The sequence below is a fragment of the Microbacterium commune genome (assembly GCF_014836945.1).
In the GTDB taxonomy this organism is placed as follows: domain Bacteria; phylum Actinomycetota; class Actinomycetes; order Actinomycetales; family Microbacteriaceae; genus Microbacterium; species Microbacterium commune.
Genome location: NZ_JACSPX010000001.1, coordinates 1,610,524 through 1,627,738, shown reverse-complemented (window position 1 = coordinate 1,627,738; position 17,215 = coordinate 1,610,524). Strand labels below are relative to the sequence as shown.

20 protein-coding genes are annotated in these 17,215 nt (G+C 70.7%); 9 read left to right on the top strand and 11 right to left on the bottom strand.

What is annotated here, in order from left to right; translation table 11 throughout:
* The first annotated feature begins 48 nt into the window (after window positions 1-48).
* Window positions 49-1,098, top strand: a complete 1,050-nt coding sequence (locus H9633_RS07470) for a LacI family DNA-binding transcriptional regulator (protein ID WP_191712646.1) — start codon at window positions 49-51, stop codon at window positions 1,096-1,098.
* 75 nt (window positions 1,099-1,173) lie between these two features.
* Here the strand turns inward: H9633_RS07470 and H9633_RS07465 are convergent, their stop codons facing one another.
* The 4 genes from H9633_RS07465 to H9633_RS07450 form a co-directional block, all read right to left on the bottom strand.
* The gene (locus H9633_RS07465; protein ID WP_318247247.1) at window positions 1,174-2,085 is read right to left on the bottom strand and encodes a DNA-methyltransferase; all 912 of its coding nucleotides are present in this window, start codon (window positions 2,083-2,085) and stop codon (window positions 1,174-1,176) included.
* A gap of 131 nt (window positions 2,086-2,216) precedes the next feature.
* Entirely contained in the window at window positions 2,217-3,266 is a 1,050-nt protein-coding gene (locus H9633_RS07460) for a lipoate--protein ligase family protein (protein ID WP_191712645.1), read from the bottom strand.
* A 45-nt stretch (window positions 3,267-3,311) separates the two neighbouring features.
* Window positions 3,312-4,175 (bottom strand): alpha/beta fold hydrolase, encoded by an 864-nt coding sequence (locus tag H9633_RS07455; RefSeq protein ID WP_191712644.1) that lies wholly within the window; start codon window positions 4,173-4,175, stop codon window positions 3,312-3,314.
* Between the two features lie 44 nt (window positions 4,176-4,219).
* Complete coding sequence (locus H9633_RS07450; RefSeq protein ID WP_191712643.1) at window positions 4,220-4,972, bottom strand: copper homeostasis protein CutC; 753 nt, start codon at window positions 4,970-4,972, stop codon at window positions 4,220-4,222.
* Window positions 4,973-5,071: 99 nt separating this feature from the next.
* Between H9633_RS07450 and H9633_RS07445 the strand changes: the two genes are divergently transcribed.
* The 5 genes from H9633_RS07445 (at window position 5,072) to H9633_RS07425 (ending at window position 10,765) form a co-directional block, all read left to right on the top strand.
* Entirely contained in the window at window positions 5,072-5,503 is a 432-nt protein-coding gene (locus H9633_RS07445; protein ID WP_191712642.1) for a MarR family winged helix-turn-helix transcriptional regulator, read from the top strand.
* The gene (locus tag H9633_RS07440; RefSeq protein ID WP_225211060.1) at window positions 5,500-6,858 is read left to right on the top strand and encodes an MFS transporter; all 1,359 of its coding nucleotides are present in this window, start codon (window positions 5,500-5,502) and stop codon (window positions 6,856-6,858) included. The genes H9633_RS07445 and H9633_RS07440 overlap by 4 nt, the downstream gene beginning before the upstream one ends.
* 79 nt (window positions 6,859-6,937) lie before the next feature.
* Window positions 6,938-7,204, top strand: a complete 267-nt coding sequence (locus H9633_RS07435) for a hypothetical protein (RefSeq protein ID WP_225211059.1) — start codon at window positions 6,938-6,940, stop codon at window positions 7,202-7,204.
* 29 nt (window positions 7,205-7,233) lie between these two features.
* On the top strand, window positions 7,234-9,093 hold the full coding sequence (locus tag H9633_RS07430; RefSeq protein ID WP_083428560.1) for a BCCT family transporter: 1,860 nt from the start codon (window positions 7,234-7,236) through the stop codon (window positions 9,091-9,093).
* Between the two features lie 94 nt (window positions 9,094-9,187).
* Window positions 9,188-10,765 (top strand): molybdopterin-dependent oxidoreductase, encoded by a 1,578-nt coding sequence (locus H9633_RS07425; RefSeq protein ID WP_191712641.1) that lies wholly within the window; start codon window positions 9,188-9,190, stop codon window positions 10,763-10,765.
* A 95-nt stretch (window positions 10,766-10,860) separates the two neighbouring features.
* Here H9633_RS07425 and rocD read toward each other — a convergent pair whose 3' ends face one another.
* From rocD to H9633_RS07390, 7 genes are all read right to left on the bottom strand, one after another.
* Window positions 10,861-12,078, bottom strand: coding sequence for an ornithine--oxo-acid transaminase (gene rocD, locus H9633_RS07420; protein ID WP_318247223.1), 1,218 nt, complete (start codon window positions 12,076-12,078; stop codon window positions 10,861-10,863).
* The gene (gene ddaH, locus H9633_RS07415; RefSeq protein WP_404802958.1) at window positions 12,078-12,974 is read right to left on the bottom strand and encodes a dimethylargininase; all 897 of its coding nucleotides are present in this window, start codon (window positions 12,972-12,974) and stop codon (window positions 12,078-12,080) included. Before ddaH ends, rocD begins: the two co-directional genes overlap by 1 nt.
* Before the next feature lie 149 nt (window positions 12,975-13,123).
* Entirely contained in the window at window positions 13,124-14,104 is a 981-nt protein-coding gene (locus H9633_RS07410; RefSeq protein WP_191712639.1) for an NAD(P)-dependent alcohol dehydrogenase, read from the bottom strand.
* A gap of 1 nt (window position 14,105) precedes the next feature.
* Window positions 14,106-14,321, bottom strand: a complete 216-nt coding sequence (locus H9633_RS07405) for a helix-turn-helix transcriptional regulator (protein WP_099195905.1) — start codon at window positions 14,319-14,321, stop codon at window positions 14,106-14,108.
* Window positions 14,321-14,755, bottom strand: a complete 435-nt coding sequence (locus H9633_RS07400) for a hypothetical protein (RefSeq protein ID WP_071643598.1) — start codon at window positions 14,753-14,755, stop codon at window positions 14,321-14,323. The genes H9633_RS07405 and H9633_RS07400 overlap by 1 nt, the downstream gene beginning before the upstream one ends.
* A 90-nt stretch (window positions 14,756-14,845) precedes the next feature.
* A complete protein-coding gene (locus H9633_RS07395) occupies window positions 14,846-15,028 on the bottom strand; it encodes a hypothetical protein (RefSeq protein ID WP_071643571.1) in 183 nt (60 codons plus the stop codon).
* A 31-nt stretch (window positions 15,029-15,059) separates the two neighbouring features.
* Window positions 15,060-15,353, bottom strand: coding sequence for a hypothetical protein (locus tag H9633_RS07390; RefSeq protein ID WP_404802957.1), 294 nt, complete (start codon window positions 15,351-15,353; stop codon window positions 15,060-15,062).
* Window positions 15,354-15,414: 61 nt separating this feature from the next.
* Between H9633_RS07390 and H9633_RS07385 the strand changes: the two genes are divergently transcribed.
* Genes H9633_RS07385 through H9633_RS07375 form a run of 3 tightly spaced genes read left to right on the top strand, consistent with a single transcriptional unit; the run spans window position 15,415 to window position 17,212 of the window.
* Window positions 15,415-16,080, top strand: a complete 666-nt coding sequence (locus tag H9633_RS07385; protein WP_191712638.1) for a hypothetical protein — start codon at window positions 15,415-15,417, stop codon at window positions 16,078-16,080.
* The gene (locus tag H9633_RS07380) at window positions 16,077-16,661 is read left to right on the top strand and encodes a DUF4352 domain-containing protein (protein ID WP_191712637.1); all 585 of its coding nucleotides are present in this window, start codon (window positions 16,077-16,079) and stop codon (window positions 16,659-16,661) included. Before H9633_RS07385 ends, H9633_RS07380 begins: the two co-directional genes overlap by 4 nt.
* Entirely contained in the window at window positions 16,661-17,212 is a 552-nt protein-coding gene (locus tag H9633_RS07375; RefSeq protein ID WP_071643573.1) for a hypothetical protein, read from the top strand. Before H9633_RS07380 ends, H9633_RS07375 begins: the two co-directional genes overlap by 1 nt.
* Window positions 17,213-17,215 lie beyond the last annotated feature (3 nt).

Sequence of the window (17,215 nt, the reverse complement as noted above, 5' to 3'; positions counted from 1 at the left end):
TCTGGTCACATGACGGATCAGGCGCCTACGATGCATCAGGGAGTGAATATGGATTCAAGCGAGACCGATGCACCGCCCGCTCCCGCGACGTCGCCGGCGCGGGCGAGCATGCACGATGTCGCTGCGCTGGCCGGCGTATCGCACATGACCGTTTCGCGCGCCCTGAACGGCTACCCGAACATGCGCGACGAGACCCGGCGGCGCGTGCTCGATGCGGTCGAGCAGCTCAACTTCACGAGGAGCCCCATCGCTCGGGCGCTCGTGACGAAGCGCTCGATGCGAATCGGCGTGCTGCTGCACGGCCAGGTCAACCACGGACCGAACACGACTCTGCGTGCGTTCGAGCGGGCGGCGCGCCGGCATGGATACGCCGTGACCTCGGTGTCGATCGATGATGACGATCAGCGGCCCCTCGACATCGGCGTGATGGAGCTCGTCACGCAGGGAGTCGACGCCGTCGGCATCATCGCAATGCGCCCGACCTCGCTCGCCCGGGTCCGCAAGTACACCGTCGGCCTCCCCGTCATCGTCGAGATGGACGAGCCTCAAGAGGGCCTGCTCAACGCCGCGTACGACCAGACGCAGGGCACGGAGCGCGCGGTGGAGCATCTCATCGGGCTCGGTCACCGCAGCATCCGCCATCTGGCAGGCCCGCTGGACTGGCATGTGGCCCAGGCCCGAGCCGCCGCCTGGGAATCGACCCTCGCTCGCAACGGACTGCCTGTCGTCGCACCGACGGAGGGCGACTGGTCAAGCGACTCGGGGTACGCGTACGCCCGCGATGCCGATCTCGGCGACGCGACCGCCATCTTCGTCGCCAATGACCAGATGGCGCTCGGGGTTCTGCACGGCCTGCACGAGCGAGGGCTGCGAGTGCCAGAAGACATCAGCGTCGTCGGATTCGACGACGTGCCCGAGTCTCGTCACTTCAGCCCGCCGCTGACCACGGTTCGACAGGATTTCACCGAGCTCGGCGAACTCATGCTAACGGATCTGCTCGCCGCGCTCGAAGGGCGACCGTCCCCGGATCACGGGCTGCTCGAGTCGACCCTGATCGTGCGCGAGTCCACCGCCCCCGCATCCCCCCGCGATCGCTGACGTCGGCGGGCGCGCGCTCTCAGCGCGCCCGGCCAGCGCGCCCAGCCTCAGCAGACCCGGCCTCAGCGCACCCGGTCAGCGCACCCGGACCTCTGCGTGCGGCATCCGCTCTCGCATCACCCGGATCGCCTCGGGATTGTCGTCGACGAGCATGGCATGCCGGCCGAGCGCCGAGGCGACCGCGCCCGTCGTGCCGGAGCCGGCGAACAGGTCGAGCACCCGGTCGCCGGGTCGCGACGACGCCTGCACGATGCGGCGCAGAACGCCCTCGGGCTTCTGGGTCGGATAGCCGGTCTTCTCTCGTCCCGTGGTCGGCACGATCGTGTGCCACCACACGTCGGTGGGCAGCTTCCCGCGCGCGGCCTTCTCGGCGGTGACCAGGCCCGGGGCCATGTACGGCTCGCGGTCGATGTCGTCGGCGTTGAACACGTGCCCGCCGGGGTTCTTCGCGTACACCAGGATCGTGTCGTGCTTGGTGGGCCAGCGGCTGCGCGACTTCGCGCCGTAGTCGTACGCCCAGATGAGCTCGTTGAGGAAGCAGTCGCGCCCGAACACGGCATCCATCATCACCTTGGCGTAGTGCGCCTCGCGGTAGTCGAGGTGCAGGTAGAGGGTGCCGTCGTCGGCCAGCAGCCGCCATGCCTCCTCCAGCCGCGGCATGAGGAAGTCGCCGTAGTCGTCGAACCGGTCGTCGAAGGAGCGCAGCATGCCGCGCACCCGCTCGTAGGAGTGACCGTGGAATCCGTAGCGGATCTCCTTGGCCACCTCGAGCGGTTCGCGACTCCGGAGATCTGCGTTGGATTCGGCCGAGTCGGCGGCTGCAGCGGCCGAATCGGCGGATTCCTCCGGAGTTGTGACGAGGCGGCGGGCGGTGACGACCTCGCGTCCGCGGGTTCGGCCGGTGTTGAAGGGCGGGTCGAGGTAGACGAGGGTGAAGGATCCGGATGCCAGTGACCCGGCGACCTCGAGATTGTCGCCCTCGATGATCTCGACGGCGCCGCACGGGGCGTGCGGTTCACGCGGAGATGTGCGCTTCGCGCGGACGGGACCCGCGGATCGATCCGCGGGAAGTGCATTCTCCCGCGCGGAGCGCTCGGCCGCGCCGGGGCCGGCGCCCGTCACGGCACGCGGTGCAGCCACGCGTCGGTCGCGAACTTGCTCTCGACGAGAGCCTCGGCGGCCGCGTACTCGTCGGCGGAGATCGCGCCGTCTTCAGCGCCGGTGAGCGTGCGGAAGGTCGCCGTGAAGCGCTCGATGATCTCGGCGCGCTCCATGCCTGTCTGCGTGCGCAGCGGGTCGACGCGCTTGGCTGCAGACGTGGTGCCCTTGTCGCTGAGCTTCTCGCGGCCGATGCGCAGCACCTCGGTCATCACCTGGCCGTCGATGTCGTACGAGATCGTCGCGTGGTGCAGCACGCCGCCGTTCGCGAGCCGCTTCTGCGCGGCGCCGCCGATCTTTCCGGTGGGCGATGCGATGTCGTTGAGCGGCTGGTAGGTCGCCTCGATGCCGACCGAGCGCAGCGCCTGCAGCACCCAGTCGTCGAGGAAGGCGTACGAGTCGGCGAAGGTCATGCCCTGCACGAGCGAGGCGGGCACGTACAGCGAGTAGGTGATGATCTGCCCGGCGGCCATCATCATCGCGCCGCCACCCGAGATGCGGCGCACGACGTCGAACCCGTGCCGGGCGGCGCCCTCCGGATCGACCTCGTTGCGGTACGACTGGAACGATCCGATCACGACCGCCGACTCGTCCCACTCCCAGATGCGCAGGGTCGGGCGCCGGAGCCCGTCGCCCACCCGCGCGGTGAGCACCTCGTCGAGGGCGAGGTTCATGCGCGGCGAGACGGCCTTCTCGTGCACGATCTCCCAGTCGAAGTCTCGCCATCCCGGTGCCGTCACGAGCGCGCGGCGCACCACCGTGCCGACCGCCTCGGGCGAGAACCCCAGCAGCTGGGCGCCCTCGGGCAGGGCTGCGCGCACGGCGGCGGCGATCGTGGCCGCGTCGGCCTCGACGGGCATGCCCTCGACGGCGCCGTTGATGGCGTCGAGCGCCGTGTCGGGCTCGAGGAAGAAGTCGCCCGCGAGGCGGAAGTCGCGGATCAGTCCGTCTGCGACCTCGAGGTCGACGACGACGAGCTTTCCACCGGGAACCTTGTACTCACCATGCACGCGTCCAGCCTAACCGCGCGCGCCGCGCACGGTCGGGCCGGCGACTCAGGCCTGCGCCGGGAGGCGCGCGTCGAGCCACGCGACCAGGTCGGCGCGCACGTCGTCCTGCTGCAGCTCGTTGAACAGCTCATGGCGTGCGTCGGGATAGACCAGCGTGGTCACATCGGTCAGGCCGGAGCGGGTGCGGTACGCGTCGGCGAGCTTGTGCACGCTGCGCGGACCGCCGACCGGGTCGTCCCCTCCGACCATCAGCAGCACGGGCATCCGGCGGCCGAGGTCCTTCTTCGGCAGTCCGTACAGTCGCGCGGCCTCGATCGGCCCGAACAGGGTGAGCAGCGGCACCTCGGTCGTCAGCGGGTCGTCGCGGAACGCCGCCCAGATCGCCTCGTCGCGCGAGAGCCATTCGAGCCCGTGCGCGTGCGGCCCCCTCCATCTCGCGTTCAGCGGGCGCGGGTTGAGATCGGTCGGGGTGCGCAGGGCCGAACCGGTGAGCACGACCGCGTCGTACGCCTCGGGATGCCGGTTCAGCAGGATCTGCGCCAGGAACGATCCCCATGAGTGGCCCAGCAGGACGAGCGGGAGGTCGGGATGCTCGGCGCGGAGGATCTCGGTGAGCTGCCAGCACGCGTCGACGGCAGCGCGCAGGCCGCCCCGACCCAGGCGGCCGAGCTTCGCCGGGCCGCCGTGCTGCCGGATGCCCGTGCGCCCGTGTCCGCGGTGGTCATCGGCGTAGACGTGGAACCCCGCCTCGACGAGCACCTCGATGGTGCGCGCGTACCGGCCGGCGTGCTCGCCCACGCCGTGCAGCAGCTGCACCACGCCCCTGGCGGTTCCTGCGGCCTCATAGACGTCGTAGACGATGGCGATGCCGTGGGCATCGACGAACTCAGCAGTGCGGGGGGCGGCCATGCCCCGAGTCTACGGAGCGGTGCGATCCGAGAGGCGCCAGGCCGTCACGCCGCGTGCGACGTCGTGAGCGCGTCGACGATCGAGCGCGCGGCGGCGAGGTCGGTGACCTCGTGTCCTCCGACGCCGTCGCTGGCCGAGCCCAGCCGCACACCGCCGTCGACGGAGACCGTGCGCTTGGCTGAGAAGTGCACGGCATCGACGCCGGACCCGGCGACGGCGGCGACGTCGGACGCGGTGATCCCGCTGCCTGCCATCACCTCGATGCCTCCGGCCGCTTCGCGCACCAGGGCGCGCAGCATGTCGAGGCCGTCGACCGCTCGGGAGGCGCCTCCCGAGGTGAGCACCCGACGAAGACCGAGCTCGCGCGCGAGGTGCAGCGCCTCGAGCGGGTCGGGTGTGGTGTCGATCACACGGTGCAGCGTGACGGGCGCGCTGCCCGCCGCGTCGCGGAGCCTCGCGAGGCCGTCGCGGTCGAGCGCGCCGCTCGCGTCCTGGCATCCGATCACCACACCGTGCGCACCCGCGGCGAGCGCATGGCGGATGTCGCGCTCCATCACCGCGAACTCGTCGCGGTCGTAGCAGAAGTCGCCGGCCCGCGGGCGGATCAGCACGTGCACCTCGGGCGCATCCCCCTCGCCCGCCTCGCCTGCCTCGCGCACGAGTTCGATCGTGGCGCGCGACGGGGTGAGGCCGCCGAGGCTGAGCGCCTGAGTCAGCTCGACCCGGGTGGCGCCGATCTCACGCGCGATGCGCATGCCGGCGGCGTTCTGGACGGCCACTTCGAGGTCGAGAAGCATGAGAATTATTCTCGCATTCGCGTCGGCCCGGCGACAGGTGTGCGGGCATCATTTTCACCCAGCGCCACCGGGGCGAATATTAGTTAGACTATCTAAGTAATGACCCACGACTTCGATGACTCCGCCGCCGAGCTGCGCTACGCGCTGTTCCGCCTCACCCGACGCCTCCGATCCGCCCGCGCACTCGACGCGATGAGCGATGCGCAGCTGGCCGCACTCGGCGCGCTGCGTGCGCATGGACGCCGCACCCTGTCCTCTCTCGCCGAGCATGAGCACGTCACCGCGCCGACGATGAGCGCCACCGTGAACGGTCTCGCCGACCTCGGGCTCGTGGTCCGCGTCCCCGACGACGACGACCGCCGCCGCGTGTACGTCGAGCTGACCGCGCAGGGCGAGAGCGTCGTGGCCGAGACGATCCGCAAGCGCAACCGCCTGCTGGCCGATCTCATCGACGCGCAGCGGTTCGACGACGATGAGCTCGCGGTGCTGGATGCCGCGTCGGCTCTGCTGAAGAGGATGGCCGACGCATGAGCGCCTCCTCCGGCATGTTCCGCTCGTTCCGCAGCTTCAACTACCGCACCTGGTTCCTCGGTGGTGTCATCTCGAACATCGGCGGGTGGATGCAGGCCACCGCTCAGGACTGGGTGGTGCTGACCGAGCTCACCGACAACGACGCCACCGCCATGGGTGTCACCATGGCCCTGCAGTTCGGGCCTCCCCTCGTGCTCGTCAGCCTGACGGGCTGGGTGGCCGATCGCTTCGACCGGCGCAAGGTGCTGCTGTGCACGCAGACCGCGCTCATGCTGCTCGCCCTCGGGGTGGCGGCGCTGCTGCTGACCGGCGTGATGACCCTGCCGCTGATGTTCGTGTTCGCCGCCGCGTTCGGCGTCGCCAACGCGTTCGACGCCCCCGCGAGGCAGGCGTTCGTGTCCGACATGGTCAGCCTGGAGGACACCTCCAACGCCGTGGCCCTGAACTCGGCGGCCTTCAACATGGCGCGTCTGGTCGGACCGGCGGTCGGCGGCATCCTCATCGTGCTGCTCGGGTCGGGCTGGGTATTCGTCGCCAACGCGGTCACCTTCCTCGCGATGATCGTCGCCCTGACCCTGATCCGCGTCAACGAGCTGACACCGCGTGTGAAGAGCAGACGCGGCGGCGGTGGCCTCGGCGAAGGCTTCCGGTACGTGTGGGGCCGACCCGATCTCATGGTCGTGTTCGTGATGGTCTTCCTCATCGGCGCGTTCGGCATGAACTTCCCCATCTTCGCCTCGACCATGGCGCTCGAGTTCGGCCGTGACGCAGACGGCTACGGCCTGCTCAGCTCGGTGCTCGCGATCGGCTCGCTGGCCGGCGCCCTGCTCGCCGCGCGCCGCGATCGCGCCCGCGTACGCGTGCTGGTGATGGCGGCGGGAGGGTTCGGTGTGGCATCCCTCGTCTCGGCCGCGATGCCCAGCTACGTGACCTACGCGGCGGTGCTGGTTCTCGTCGGCTTCTCGACGGTCTCGATGCTCACCACCGCCAACGGGTACGTGCAGACCACGACCGACGCGGCCCTGCGCGGCCGCGTGCTGGCGCTGTACATGGCGGTGATCATGGGCTCCACCCCGGTCGGTGCGCCGATCGCCGGATGGATCGTCGACACGTTCTCCGCTCGCACCGCCATCGCGGTCGGCGGCATCGCGGGCATCGTCGCCTTCGGGATCGGCGTCGGGTGGATGCTGTGGTCGGGCAGGCTGCATCGCCACGAGGGACGGAGATTCCGGCTGACCCTCGATGAGACGCGTCCGCTGTCGGTGATCCGGTCGATGAACCCGGGCTCGTTCGACGAGCGGCCCACGGCTGCCACCCCGATCCGGCTGACCGACCCGCACGACGACGAGCGCTGATCGGCGCGGCCGGTCCGTCGCCGGCCGCGCACTGTCAAGGGGGTGGCCCCTCGACGCCGGGACGCATACCTTCTCGGGCATGAACGAGCAGACTCCGATGTACGGATCCCCTGACGGACAGCACCCGCACGTTCCCGGGCACGACCCGCAGGGCAGTGGCCTGCCGCGCCAGCGGGAGGCCGGGCAGGCCGAGCCCGCCCGACCCGCAGACGACACCTCGTCCGGGCCGGTCGACGACGACGCCCCGCTCGGCGGCGACGAGAACACCGAAGACCAGCTGACCGCCGACACGGCCGTCGAGCGCGACGCACTGAAGTCGCTCGACCCCGACGACACGCCCGCGTGACGGCGCAGGATCCCGGTACGGTGGGCGGCATGAGCGAGAGCACAGACGTGTCGGATCCGACCGTCACCCCGACGAAGCGCGAGCCGCAGGTGCTGCGGTGGGTCTTCTGGCCGGCGGCCACGATCGTGCTGGCATTCGCGCTGTTCGCGCTGCTGCTGCCCGGCGTCGCCGAGACGGCGTTCCAGGCGGTGCAGACGAGCATCGTCAACGCGTTCAACTGGTACTACGTACTGATCGCCGCGTTCTTCGTGGCGTTCTGCCTGTTCCTCGGGTTCAGTCGCTTCGGCGACATCAAGCTCGGGCGCGACGATGAGGAGCCGGAGTTCTCGGCGATGAGCTGGTTCGCGCTGCTGTTCGCGGCGGGAATGGGCATCGGGCTCGTCTTCTACGGCGTGAGCGAGCCGCTGTCGCACTTCACGAGCCCGCGGCCCGGCGTCGAGGGCACGCCCTCCCAGCTCGCGCAGGCGGCGCTGGGACAGACCTATCTGCACTGGGGCGTGCACGCCTGGTCGATCTACGTGGTGATCGGCCTCGCCCTCGCCTACGCGATCCACCGCCGGCGCCGCCCGATCTCGATCCGGTGGACCCTCGAGCCTCTGCTCGGCAAGAAGGTCGAAGGCGGGTGGGGCCACGCGATCGACGTCATCGCGCTGGTGGGCACCCTGTTCGGTGTCGCCACCTCGCTCGGTCTCGGTGTGCTGCAGATGAGCGCTGGCCTGCACTCGGCCGGCATCGCCGACCCCGACGAGACGACCCAGGTCATCCTCATCCTGGTCATCTCGGTGTTCGTGCTCATGTCGGTGCTGTCTGGCGTGACCAAGGGCATGAAGTGGCTCTCGAACGCCAACCTCGTCCTCGCCGGCATCCTCGTCGTCTACCTGCTGGTGATGGGACCCACCGAGTTCCTGCTGCGCGACTTCGTGCAGTCGATCGGGTACTACATCCAGAACTTCGTCGGGCTCTCGTTCAACGTCAGCGCCTTCCAGGGCACGGCGGGCGAGCAGTGGCAGGCGTCGTGGACCTCGTTCTACTGGGGCTGGTGGATCTCGTGGGCGCCGTTCGTGGGCATCTTCATCGCGCGCGTCTCGAAGGGCCGCACGGTGCGGGAGTTCGTGGTCGGCGTGATCCTCGTGCCGACGCTGCTCGGCATCCTGTGGTTCGCCGTGCTCGGCGGCTCGGCCCTCGCCCTCGAGCTTCGGGAGCCCGGGACGCTCACCGGCGCCGACGGCGCAGTCGACCTGCAGGGAGCCCTGTTCAGCCTGCTGCAGAACGTGCCGGGATCGACGGTCGTGAGCATCGGCGCCATCCTGCTTCTCGCGATCTTCTTCATCACCTCCGCCGACTCCGGCGCGCTGGTGATGGGGATGATCGCGACGGGCGGCGAGCCGGAGCCCAAGCGCTGGATCCGCGTGTTCTTCGTCGCCGTCACCGCGCTTCTCGCCATCGCCCTGCTGCTCTCGGGCGGGCTGACCGCCCTGCAGACGGCGGCCATCACGATCGCGCTGCCGTTCAGCGTCGTCATGCTGCTGATGTGCTGGTCGACCGTGGTGGCATTCAGCCGCGAGCGTCGCGCGTATGCGAAGGCCGAACGAGCGCAGTTCATCGACAAGATCGGCGACTACTACGGGCTCGAGGTCGAGGCGCACGACGCCACCGGGGTGTTCGGGGCGCAGCCGCGATGGATGCGTCGCGTGCAGCGCACGTTCGGGCTGCCGGTGGCGCCGGCCGACCCCGCGCGCGCGACGCCGGGGGCGCTGTCGGCCGAGAGCCATGTCGACGCCACGCCGTCGACGCTCGACGTCGACCAGCTCATCGCCCAGGACGAGCTGTCGGGCCTGGACGATCCGGACGCCCGACAGCAGGACACCGGGCAGTTCCTGAAGGACTGACGTCGTTTCCGCGAGGCTCCGTTCCGTCGTGCCGCATGACGCAACGGAGCCTCGCGGAGGGCCTGCCGCCGCGCGGCGCGCGTAGCCTGGAGGGATGGATGCATCACCCGGGCGGCGCGGCATGGCCGCAGCCGCCGGCGTGGGCGCAGCGGCCCTCGGTGCGGGCGCAGGTGAGCTGCTCGCCGCCCTGTTCGCCCCCTCCGCCAGCCCGTTCGCCGTGATCGGCGGCACACTGATCGACGCCGCCCCGACCTGGGCGAAGGACACCGCCATCGCGTGGTTCGGCACCGCCGACAAGACCGCGCTGCTCGTCGGCATCGGCATCATCCTGCTCGCCCTGGCCGCCGCAGCCGGGATCGCCGAGGCCCGCTGGTCGCGCTCCGGGGTGATCGCGCTCGCGGTGATCGGCGTCGCCGCGGGCGCGCTGGCGCTCACCCGGGCGGATGCGGGGCTGCTGAGCTGGCTGCCGTCGGTGCTCGCCGGCGCGATCGCCGCGGTCGCGCTGCGGATGCTGCTGCGCAGTGCGGCGTTCGCGGGAGCGACCGCGTCGCCGCCGGCCTCGGCCGATCGCGCCGAGGTCAGGGCTCCCGACGCGGCGACCGACCCGTCGCGACGACGCTTCCTGGCGTGGGCGGGCGGCACCGCTCTCGTCGGCGTGGCCGTGGGTGTCGCCGGTGCCCTGACGAAGGCGGGGTCGGCCGCGGTCTCGACCGTGCGCGAGGCGATCCGGCTGCCCCGCCCGGCGACGCCGGCGCCTGCCGTGCCGTCGGGAGCGGCCCTCGAGGTGCCGGGCCTGGCGCCCCTGATCACCCCGAACCGCGACTTCTACCGCATCGACACCGCGCTGATCGTGCCGACCGTCGACCCGGCCGACTGGCGACTGCGCATCCACGGCATGGTCGCGGACGAGGTCACCCTCACCTGGGACGAGCTGCTGGCGCTCCCGCTGACCGAGCGCGCGGTGACGCTGTCGTGCGTGTCGAACCCGGTCGGCGGCGACCTGGTCGGCACGGCCGTCTGGCTCGGGTATCCGATCAGGGAGCTGCTGCAGCGCGCCGGTGTCGACGCGGACGCCGACATGGTGCTCTCGACGTCGGCCGACGGATTCACCGCGGGTACGCCGCTGGCGGCGCTCACCGATGACCGGGATGCCCTGCTGGCGATCGGCATGAACGGCGAGCCGCTGCCGCTGGCGCACGGCTTCCCCGTCCGGATGGTCGTGCCGGGGCTGTACGGCTACGTGTCGGCGACGAAGTGGGTCACCGACCTCGAGGTGACGCGCTTCGACCGTGCACGCGCCTACTGGACCGATCGCGGCTGGTCGGAGCGGGGGCCGATCAAACTGCAGTCCCGCATCGACGTTCCGCGAGCGGGTCGTGCCGTCGACGCCGGCGATGCGGTGATCGCCGGCGTCGCCTGGCAGCCTGGCACCGGGATCTCCGGCGTCGACGTGCAGATCGACGACGGGCCGTGGGAGCGCGCCGAGCTGGCATCCGCTCTCTCCGCCGACACCTGGGTGCAGTGGCGGATGCCCTGGCGCGCCGAAGCCGGCGAGCACAGCATCCGCTGCCGTGCGATCGCCGCCGACGGCACCGTGCAGACCGACGCCGTGGCCGCGCCCGCGCCGGATGGCGCCAGCGGGTGGCACACGATCGACGTCACCGTCTCCTGACGCCGAGAAACCACTGTCAGCGTGAGAAACCCGCGCGAGCGTGGTTCGTCATGCCGACAGTGGTTTCTCAGCGCGGCGCGCGCCGTCGCGTCGGGTCAGCCCTCGAGCACGAGGCGCAGCTGCTCGACGGCCCAGTCGAGCTCGGTCGCGCGGATCACCAGCGGCGGAGCGATGCGGATGGTCTGACCGTGCGTGTCCTTGACGAGCACGCCGCGCTCGCGCAGCTTCTCGGCGATGTCACGACCGGTGCCGTATGTCGGGTCGATGTCGACACCTGCCCACAGTCCGGCGATGCGCACGGTGGTGACGCCGTGACCGACGAGCGACTCGAGCGCCGCCGCCAGGTGAGCGCCGAGCTGACGGGCGCGCTCCTGGAACTCGCCGGTGCTGAGCATGTCGACGACCTTCCGGCCGACCGCTGCCGCCAGCGGGTTGCCACCGAAGGTCGAGCCGTGCTCACCGGGGCGGATGACGCCCAGCACGTCCCGATCGCCGACGACGGCCGAGACGGGCAGGATGCCGCCGCCGAGCGCCTTGCCGAGCAGGTAGAGGTCGGGCACGACGCCCTCGCGGTCGCACGCGAAGGTCTCGCCGACCCGGCCGAGACCGGACTGGATCTCGTCGGCGATGAACAGCACGTTGCGCTCGTCGCAGATCTCGCGCACACGACGCAGGTACCCCTCGGGCGGGATGATCACGCCGCCCTCGCCCTGGATCGGCTCGATGAGCACCGCGGCGGTGTCGTCGGTGATCGCCGCGGCGATCGCGTCCGCATCGCCGTACGGCACGGTGTCGAAGCCGGGCGTGTACGGACCGAAGTCGTCGCGGGCCTGCTCGTCGTCGCTGAAGCTGATGATCGTGGTCGTGCGGCCGTGGAAATTGCCGGCCGCGACGATGATCCGCGCCCGGCCCGAAGGGATGCCCTTGACCCGGTATCCCCACGCGCGGGCGACCTTGATGCCGGTCTCGACCGCCTCGGCGCCGGTGTTCATCGGCAGCACGAGGTCTTTGCCGCACAGCTCGGCGAGGGCGGCGGCGAACGGCTCGAGCTGGTCGTTCATGAACGCGCGGCTGGTGAGCGTGACCCGACCCAGCTGCGCGACGAGCGCCTCGACGATGGCCGGATGCCGGTGGCCGAAGTTCACGGCCGAGTACGCCGCGAGCAGGTCGAGGTAGCGCTTGCCGTCGGCATCCGTCACCCACACGCCGCCGCCTTCGGCGACGACGACGGGAAGCGGGTGGTAGTTCTCGGCGACGTGCGGCTCAGGATTCGCCGATTCGTGCAGCACGGTCTCGGTCTCGGTGGTCGACATCATGCACCTCGCAGTTCGAGCGTGCAGCACTTGATGCCGCCCCCGCCGAGCAGCAGCTCGGACAGGTCGACGGTGATCGGGTTGTAGCCGCGCTCGCGTAGCTGCCTCTCGAAGCCCTTCGCGCGCGGCGAGATGATCACGTTGCACCCGTCGCTGGCGGAGTTGAGCCCGAACACTGCGCCGTCCTCATCGGAGACGAGGATGGCGTCGGGGAAGCGCTCTTCGAGGATCGCGCGGCTGGCGTCGTCGAACGCGCCGGGGAGGTACGCGATGTTGGCCCGCTCGGGTCCGCCGTTCTCGACGCCCTGCACCGGGTCGAGCACCGCGATGGCGGTGTCGAGGTGGTAGAAACGGGGGTCGATGAGGTTGAGTGAGACGACCTCGCGGCCGAACACCTCACCGACCTCGCGGTGGCTGTCTCCGGTCGAGCGGAAGCCCGTTCCTGCCAGGATCACATCGCCGACGAGCAGGAAGTCGCCCTCGCCCTCGTTGACCTCTTCCGGCATGACGGTGTCGAAGCCGTTGGCGCGGAACCAGTCGGCGAAGGCGGGCGCCTCGCCCTGGCGCTCGACGAACCGGAACTCGGGCACGTAGGCGCGTCCGCCGATGACGAATCCGCCGTTGGCGGTGTAGACCATGTCGGGGTAGCCGGCGAGCGGCTCGATGAGCTCGACCTCGTGGCCCAGCTCGAGGTACAGGTCGTACAGCTTCTGCCACTGCGCGACGGCCTTGGCCGTGTCGGTGGGGCGGGCGGGCTCCATCCACGGGTTGATGGAGTAGTTGACCGTGAAGTGCTCGGGCCGGCACATCAGGTAGCGGCGGCGGTGGGCGGTGCGGGTGGCCACATCACTGGGCCCCTGAGCCTGTCGAAGGGTCGCGGTTTCAGGCGTGGACATGAGTGCTCCTCGGGAAAGGTGCGGCGGACGCTGTCCAGGGGCCTGGCGGAAGTTCGACCCGCTCCTCGGCGGGAGCACGGGGAAGATGCGACACAGGCACGCCACACCCATTTTTGCATCCGGATGCCCTCAGCCGCCACCCGCGCGCATCACTCCGCGACGCGCACGACGACCTTTCCCACCGTGTGCCCCGCCTCGACGTGCGCGAGCGCGTCACCGGCGTCCGCGAACGCGTACTCCCGCTCGATCAGCGGATGCAGTCGCCCGGCGGCGAGATCCAGCAGCGCGGTGAGGATCTCGGGGCGGGTCTTCGCCGTCAGGGAGCGGATGCGGCGGCGCGCGCCGATGGAGAGCAGCGCGCCCCTCAGCATCCGCGGCACCGGTCCGAGCACCCGCCCGCCGTCGCCCCCGACGAGCACGACCGAGCCGCCGTCGCGCACGAGGCGACGCAGCCCGCGCAGCGGGGCCCCGCTCGCGATCTCGATCACGGCGTCATAGCCGCCGGCCGGCAGCGCGGTCAGGGGAGCCTCCCGATCGACGACCGTGGCGCCGAGCGCTTCCAGCGACACCCGGTTGCGTGCGCTGCACGTGGCGTGCACGTCGGCTCCGCGCAGTCCCGCCAGCTGCACCGCGAACGTGCCGACGCCGCCCGAGGCGCCGAGCACGAGCACCCGCTGCCCGTCACCGACCTCGGCCGCGACCAGGGCCTGCCACGCTGTTCCCGCGGCGATCGGCAGGGTCGCGGCATCCGACGTCGACACGGATGGCGGGCGCGCGGCCAGCCGCGCGGCGGGCGCGACCGCGTACTCGGCGAGCCCTCCCCCGCCCGGCAGCTCGACGACCACGTCGTCGCCGACGCGCACGATGTCGACATCGGATCCCCGCGCCACCACCGTGCCCGCCACGTCCATGCCGCGGACGGGGTTGCGCGGGCGGCGCAGGCCGAACACCGGCCGCACGAGCAGCGGGTCACCGCGCATGATCCGCACGTCACCCGAGTTCAGCGCGGTAGCGTGCACGCGCAGCAGCACCTCGCCCTGGCCGGGCTCGGGAACAGCCCGCTCGGCGAGACGCACACCCGAGGCCGGGCCGTATCCGTCCTGCACCCAGGCGCTCATGGTCGCGGTCATCTCAGTCCTCCGGGTACTGGAAGAGCGATTCGAGCGGCATGCCGAATGCTCGGGCTATCTGGAATGCGATCTCGAGGGTGGGCGAGTACTTCCCCTGCTCGATCGCGATGAGGGTCTGCCTGGTGACGCCGATCCGGGCTGCGAGGTCGGCCTGTGTCATCCCGGCCTCCTCCCGCCGCGCCCGGATCGTGTTCGTGACGAGGGTCGGCTTGACCATCAGACCAGCCCGCGACGGTAGGCGGTGACCCGTGCGATGCCGCCGACGAGCGCCGAGACGGCGAATCCGAGGAACATGGTGTTGGCGATCCAGAACAGCTCGGCGCCGGCAGCGCACAGGGCGATCACGCCCAGTCCGGCGATCACGAGGAAGGAGTGCTCTACGCGGCCGCCGAGACGGCTGATGTCGCGGTCGCGGATGTCGGACGCTGTCGCCGACTGCGGATCGCGAAGGCCGGCGGCGATGCCCCACAGGATGCTGATGACGATGCTCAGGGCGATGCCCGCGCCGATCGTCCACAGCATCGGAGGCAGCCAGTCGACCGTGCTGATGTCGCCGCCTCGCGACTGCATGAGCAGCACAGCGATGTAGCCCGTGAGCGTGATGACCGAGGCGATGAGCTGCGCCCACGCCACGCGTTCGTGGTACACCATGACCATACCTCCGTGTCAAAGATTCTTTACATGGAGAGTAGAGCGGCCGGCGCCGCGATGTCAAGAATCTTTTACATTGCTCGGATCGGGTCAGATCACGTCGGCACTCCAGTCGTCGGGGGTTCCGAAGCGGTGCGCGGTGATGGAGATCGCCTGCTCGTGCACGAACGGCAGCAGTTCGAGGCGTCCGGCAGAGGTCACCTCGCCGTCGTAGACCGCCAGATCGGGATCACCCGCGACCGCCGCGGCGAGAGCACGGTGCAGAGACGCCACCGAAGCTCGTCCGCCGACCAGGCGCACACGGTCAGGCACGGCGGTCGCTGACAAGCCGCCGCAGATACCAGGGCAGGAAGTCGGGGGCGAGCGGCGCGACCCGGTGCAGCATCGACGCCGCGGCCGCCGTGCTCTCCGGGCGCATCACGCCGTCGACGAATCCGAGGGTGAAGGGCAGCCCCTTCGGGTCGTGCAGCACGCCGGCGAGACGCTGGGCGGCCGGATCGAGACGGGCCTGGGCGGCTTCGTCCACCCACCGCCGGGCGAGCGCTGCGGCGGCATCGGCCAGGTGACGATCCGTGGGCGACGATGACTGCTCTGCCATGCATCCAGACTAGGCACGATCCGCCGCAGGGCGCGGAACCGGGGCGTTCTATGCTGTGTGCGTGGGGGAGAACGAGGCGGATGCCGCGAACCGCGCCGCGTCCGAGGCGCGCGCAGCGGCGTGGGCGCGGACGATGGCCGACCGCATCCCCACGGGGTGGATCATCACGGGTGCCGGAGCCGTGCTGCTGGGCGCGACCGCCGCGTTCGGAGGACTCGAGCCGGCTCCGCAGCCGGTTCCCGAAGAGCTCGCAGTCGGCGAGCACTACGTCGGATCCGACCTCGAGATCGCCGTGCTCGGTGCCGAGGTCGGGGGCGAGGTGCAGGGCGCCGGGGTCGTGCCCGACGAGGGCGAAGAGACCCTGATAGTCACGCTCGAGGTGACGAATCTGTTCAGTGAGCCGCGCATCGCACTCGCCCCTCACTCGCTCAGCGGCGTGCACATCGACGGTGTCGAGATCGTGCGCTCCGATGCCCGGCGCGTCGAAGACGACAGCGTGCTGTCGTACCTGCAGCCTGACGTCCCCACGCGGGTGCGTCTGGCCTGGACGATCGATGCGGATGCCATCGCGCCGGGCGACGAGGTCCGCCTCGTGCTGCCGGATTCCACGCGCTCCGAGGGCGCCTTCGTCACCCGGGGCACGTACTGGTCCGATGTGCGCACCGGCGCCTACGTCACCGTGCCTGTGGCGGCGGTTCCCGCCGACCGGGAGGTGGTCGAGCCGTGACCGTCCCGACTCCCGGATCCGACGCACGTCGGCGGCTCGTGAAGGCCGCCGCCCCTTGGGCGCTCTCGATCGCACTGGTGGTGGGGGCCTGGGGTCTGACCCAGCTGCAGAAGGATGAGGACGCGCGCTACGACCCCTTCGTCACACATGCGGAGGTCGGTGAGCACGCGGAGGCCCGCAACATCGCCGTCACGGTGACCGACGTCCACGCCGCCCGCGCCGTCTCGGACGGGAGCTGGCGAGCCGAGGGCACCTGGCTCGTCGTCGACCTCGACGCGGCCTCGACGCGGGACCAGTCCGGCGCCGCCCTGCGGGTGACCGACCTGCGCATCGGGGATCGGACCTATTCGGCGACCGAGCGCGGAACCTCGATGGTGCAGCTTCCGCTGGTCACCGGCGTGCCGCAGCACGGGAGCATCGCCTTCGAGCTTCCCGAGGACGCGCTGACCGGCTCCGCCATGCTCGTGTTCGCGGAGAACGACGACTACGCGGCTGACGGGATCGTCGAGGTCTCCCTCGATCTCGACGACATTGCTGTGGAGCGGGAAGTCCGCCTCGACGAGATCGGATGGGCCGAGTGATGACCGAGCGACGCGGGTGGTGGCGCGGCAACGCGGTGGCGCTGTGCGCCGTGGCCGTTCTGCTGCTGGCGGCGATCGGAGGGGCGGGCTGGTGGGAGTGGAAGTACGCCTATCCCGATTCCGGCAAGCCGCTGTGGGCCGTCGAACCCGGAGAGTCCGGAACCGTGGTGCTCGAAGGAGCCGAGTGGGGACCGGTGCGCGCGAAGGCCATCACCGACACCTCGGGCTTGACGGTGCCCGACGACACCACCCTGATCGGCGTCACCGTGCAGATCACCCCGCTGGGCGAGAAGGGCCCGACATGCTGGGCGCCCCGGCTGATCGAGCAGGGCACAGGACGGGTGTGGGAATCGGTGCGCGGGCAGATCGGTCTGCCGTGGGACCGGGAGGAGCCCGAGGTCTGCGTGCCGACCCTCGACGGCGAGACGGCGGAGCCGTATCAGCTCCTGCTCCCCTACGTCGTTCCCGAAGACGCGGAAGGACCGTACCGGCTCGAGATCGAGCCGCACGACGCCGAGTCGCGATTCCTGCGGTTCAGCATCGATCCCTGACCG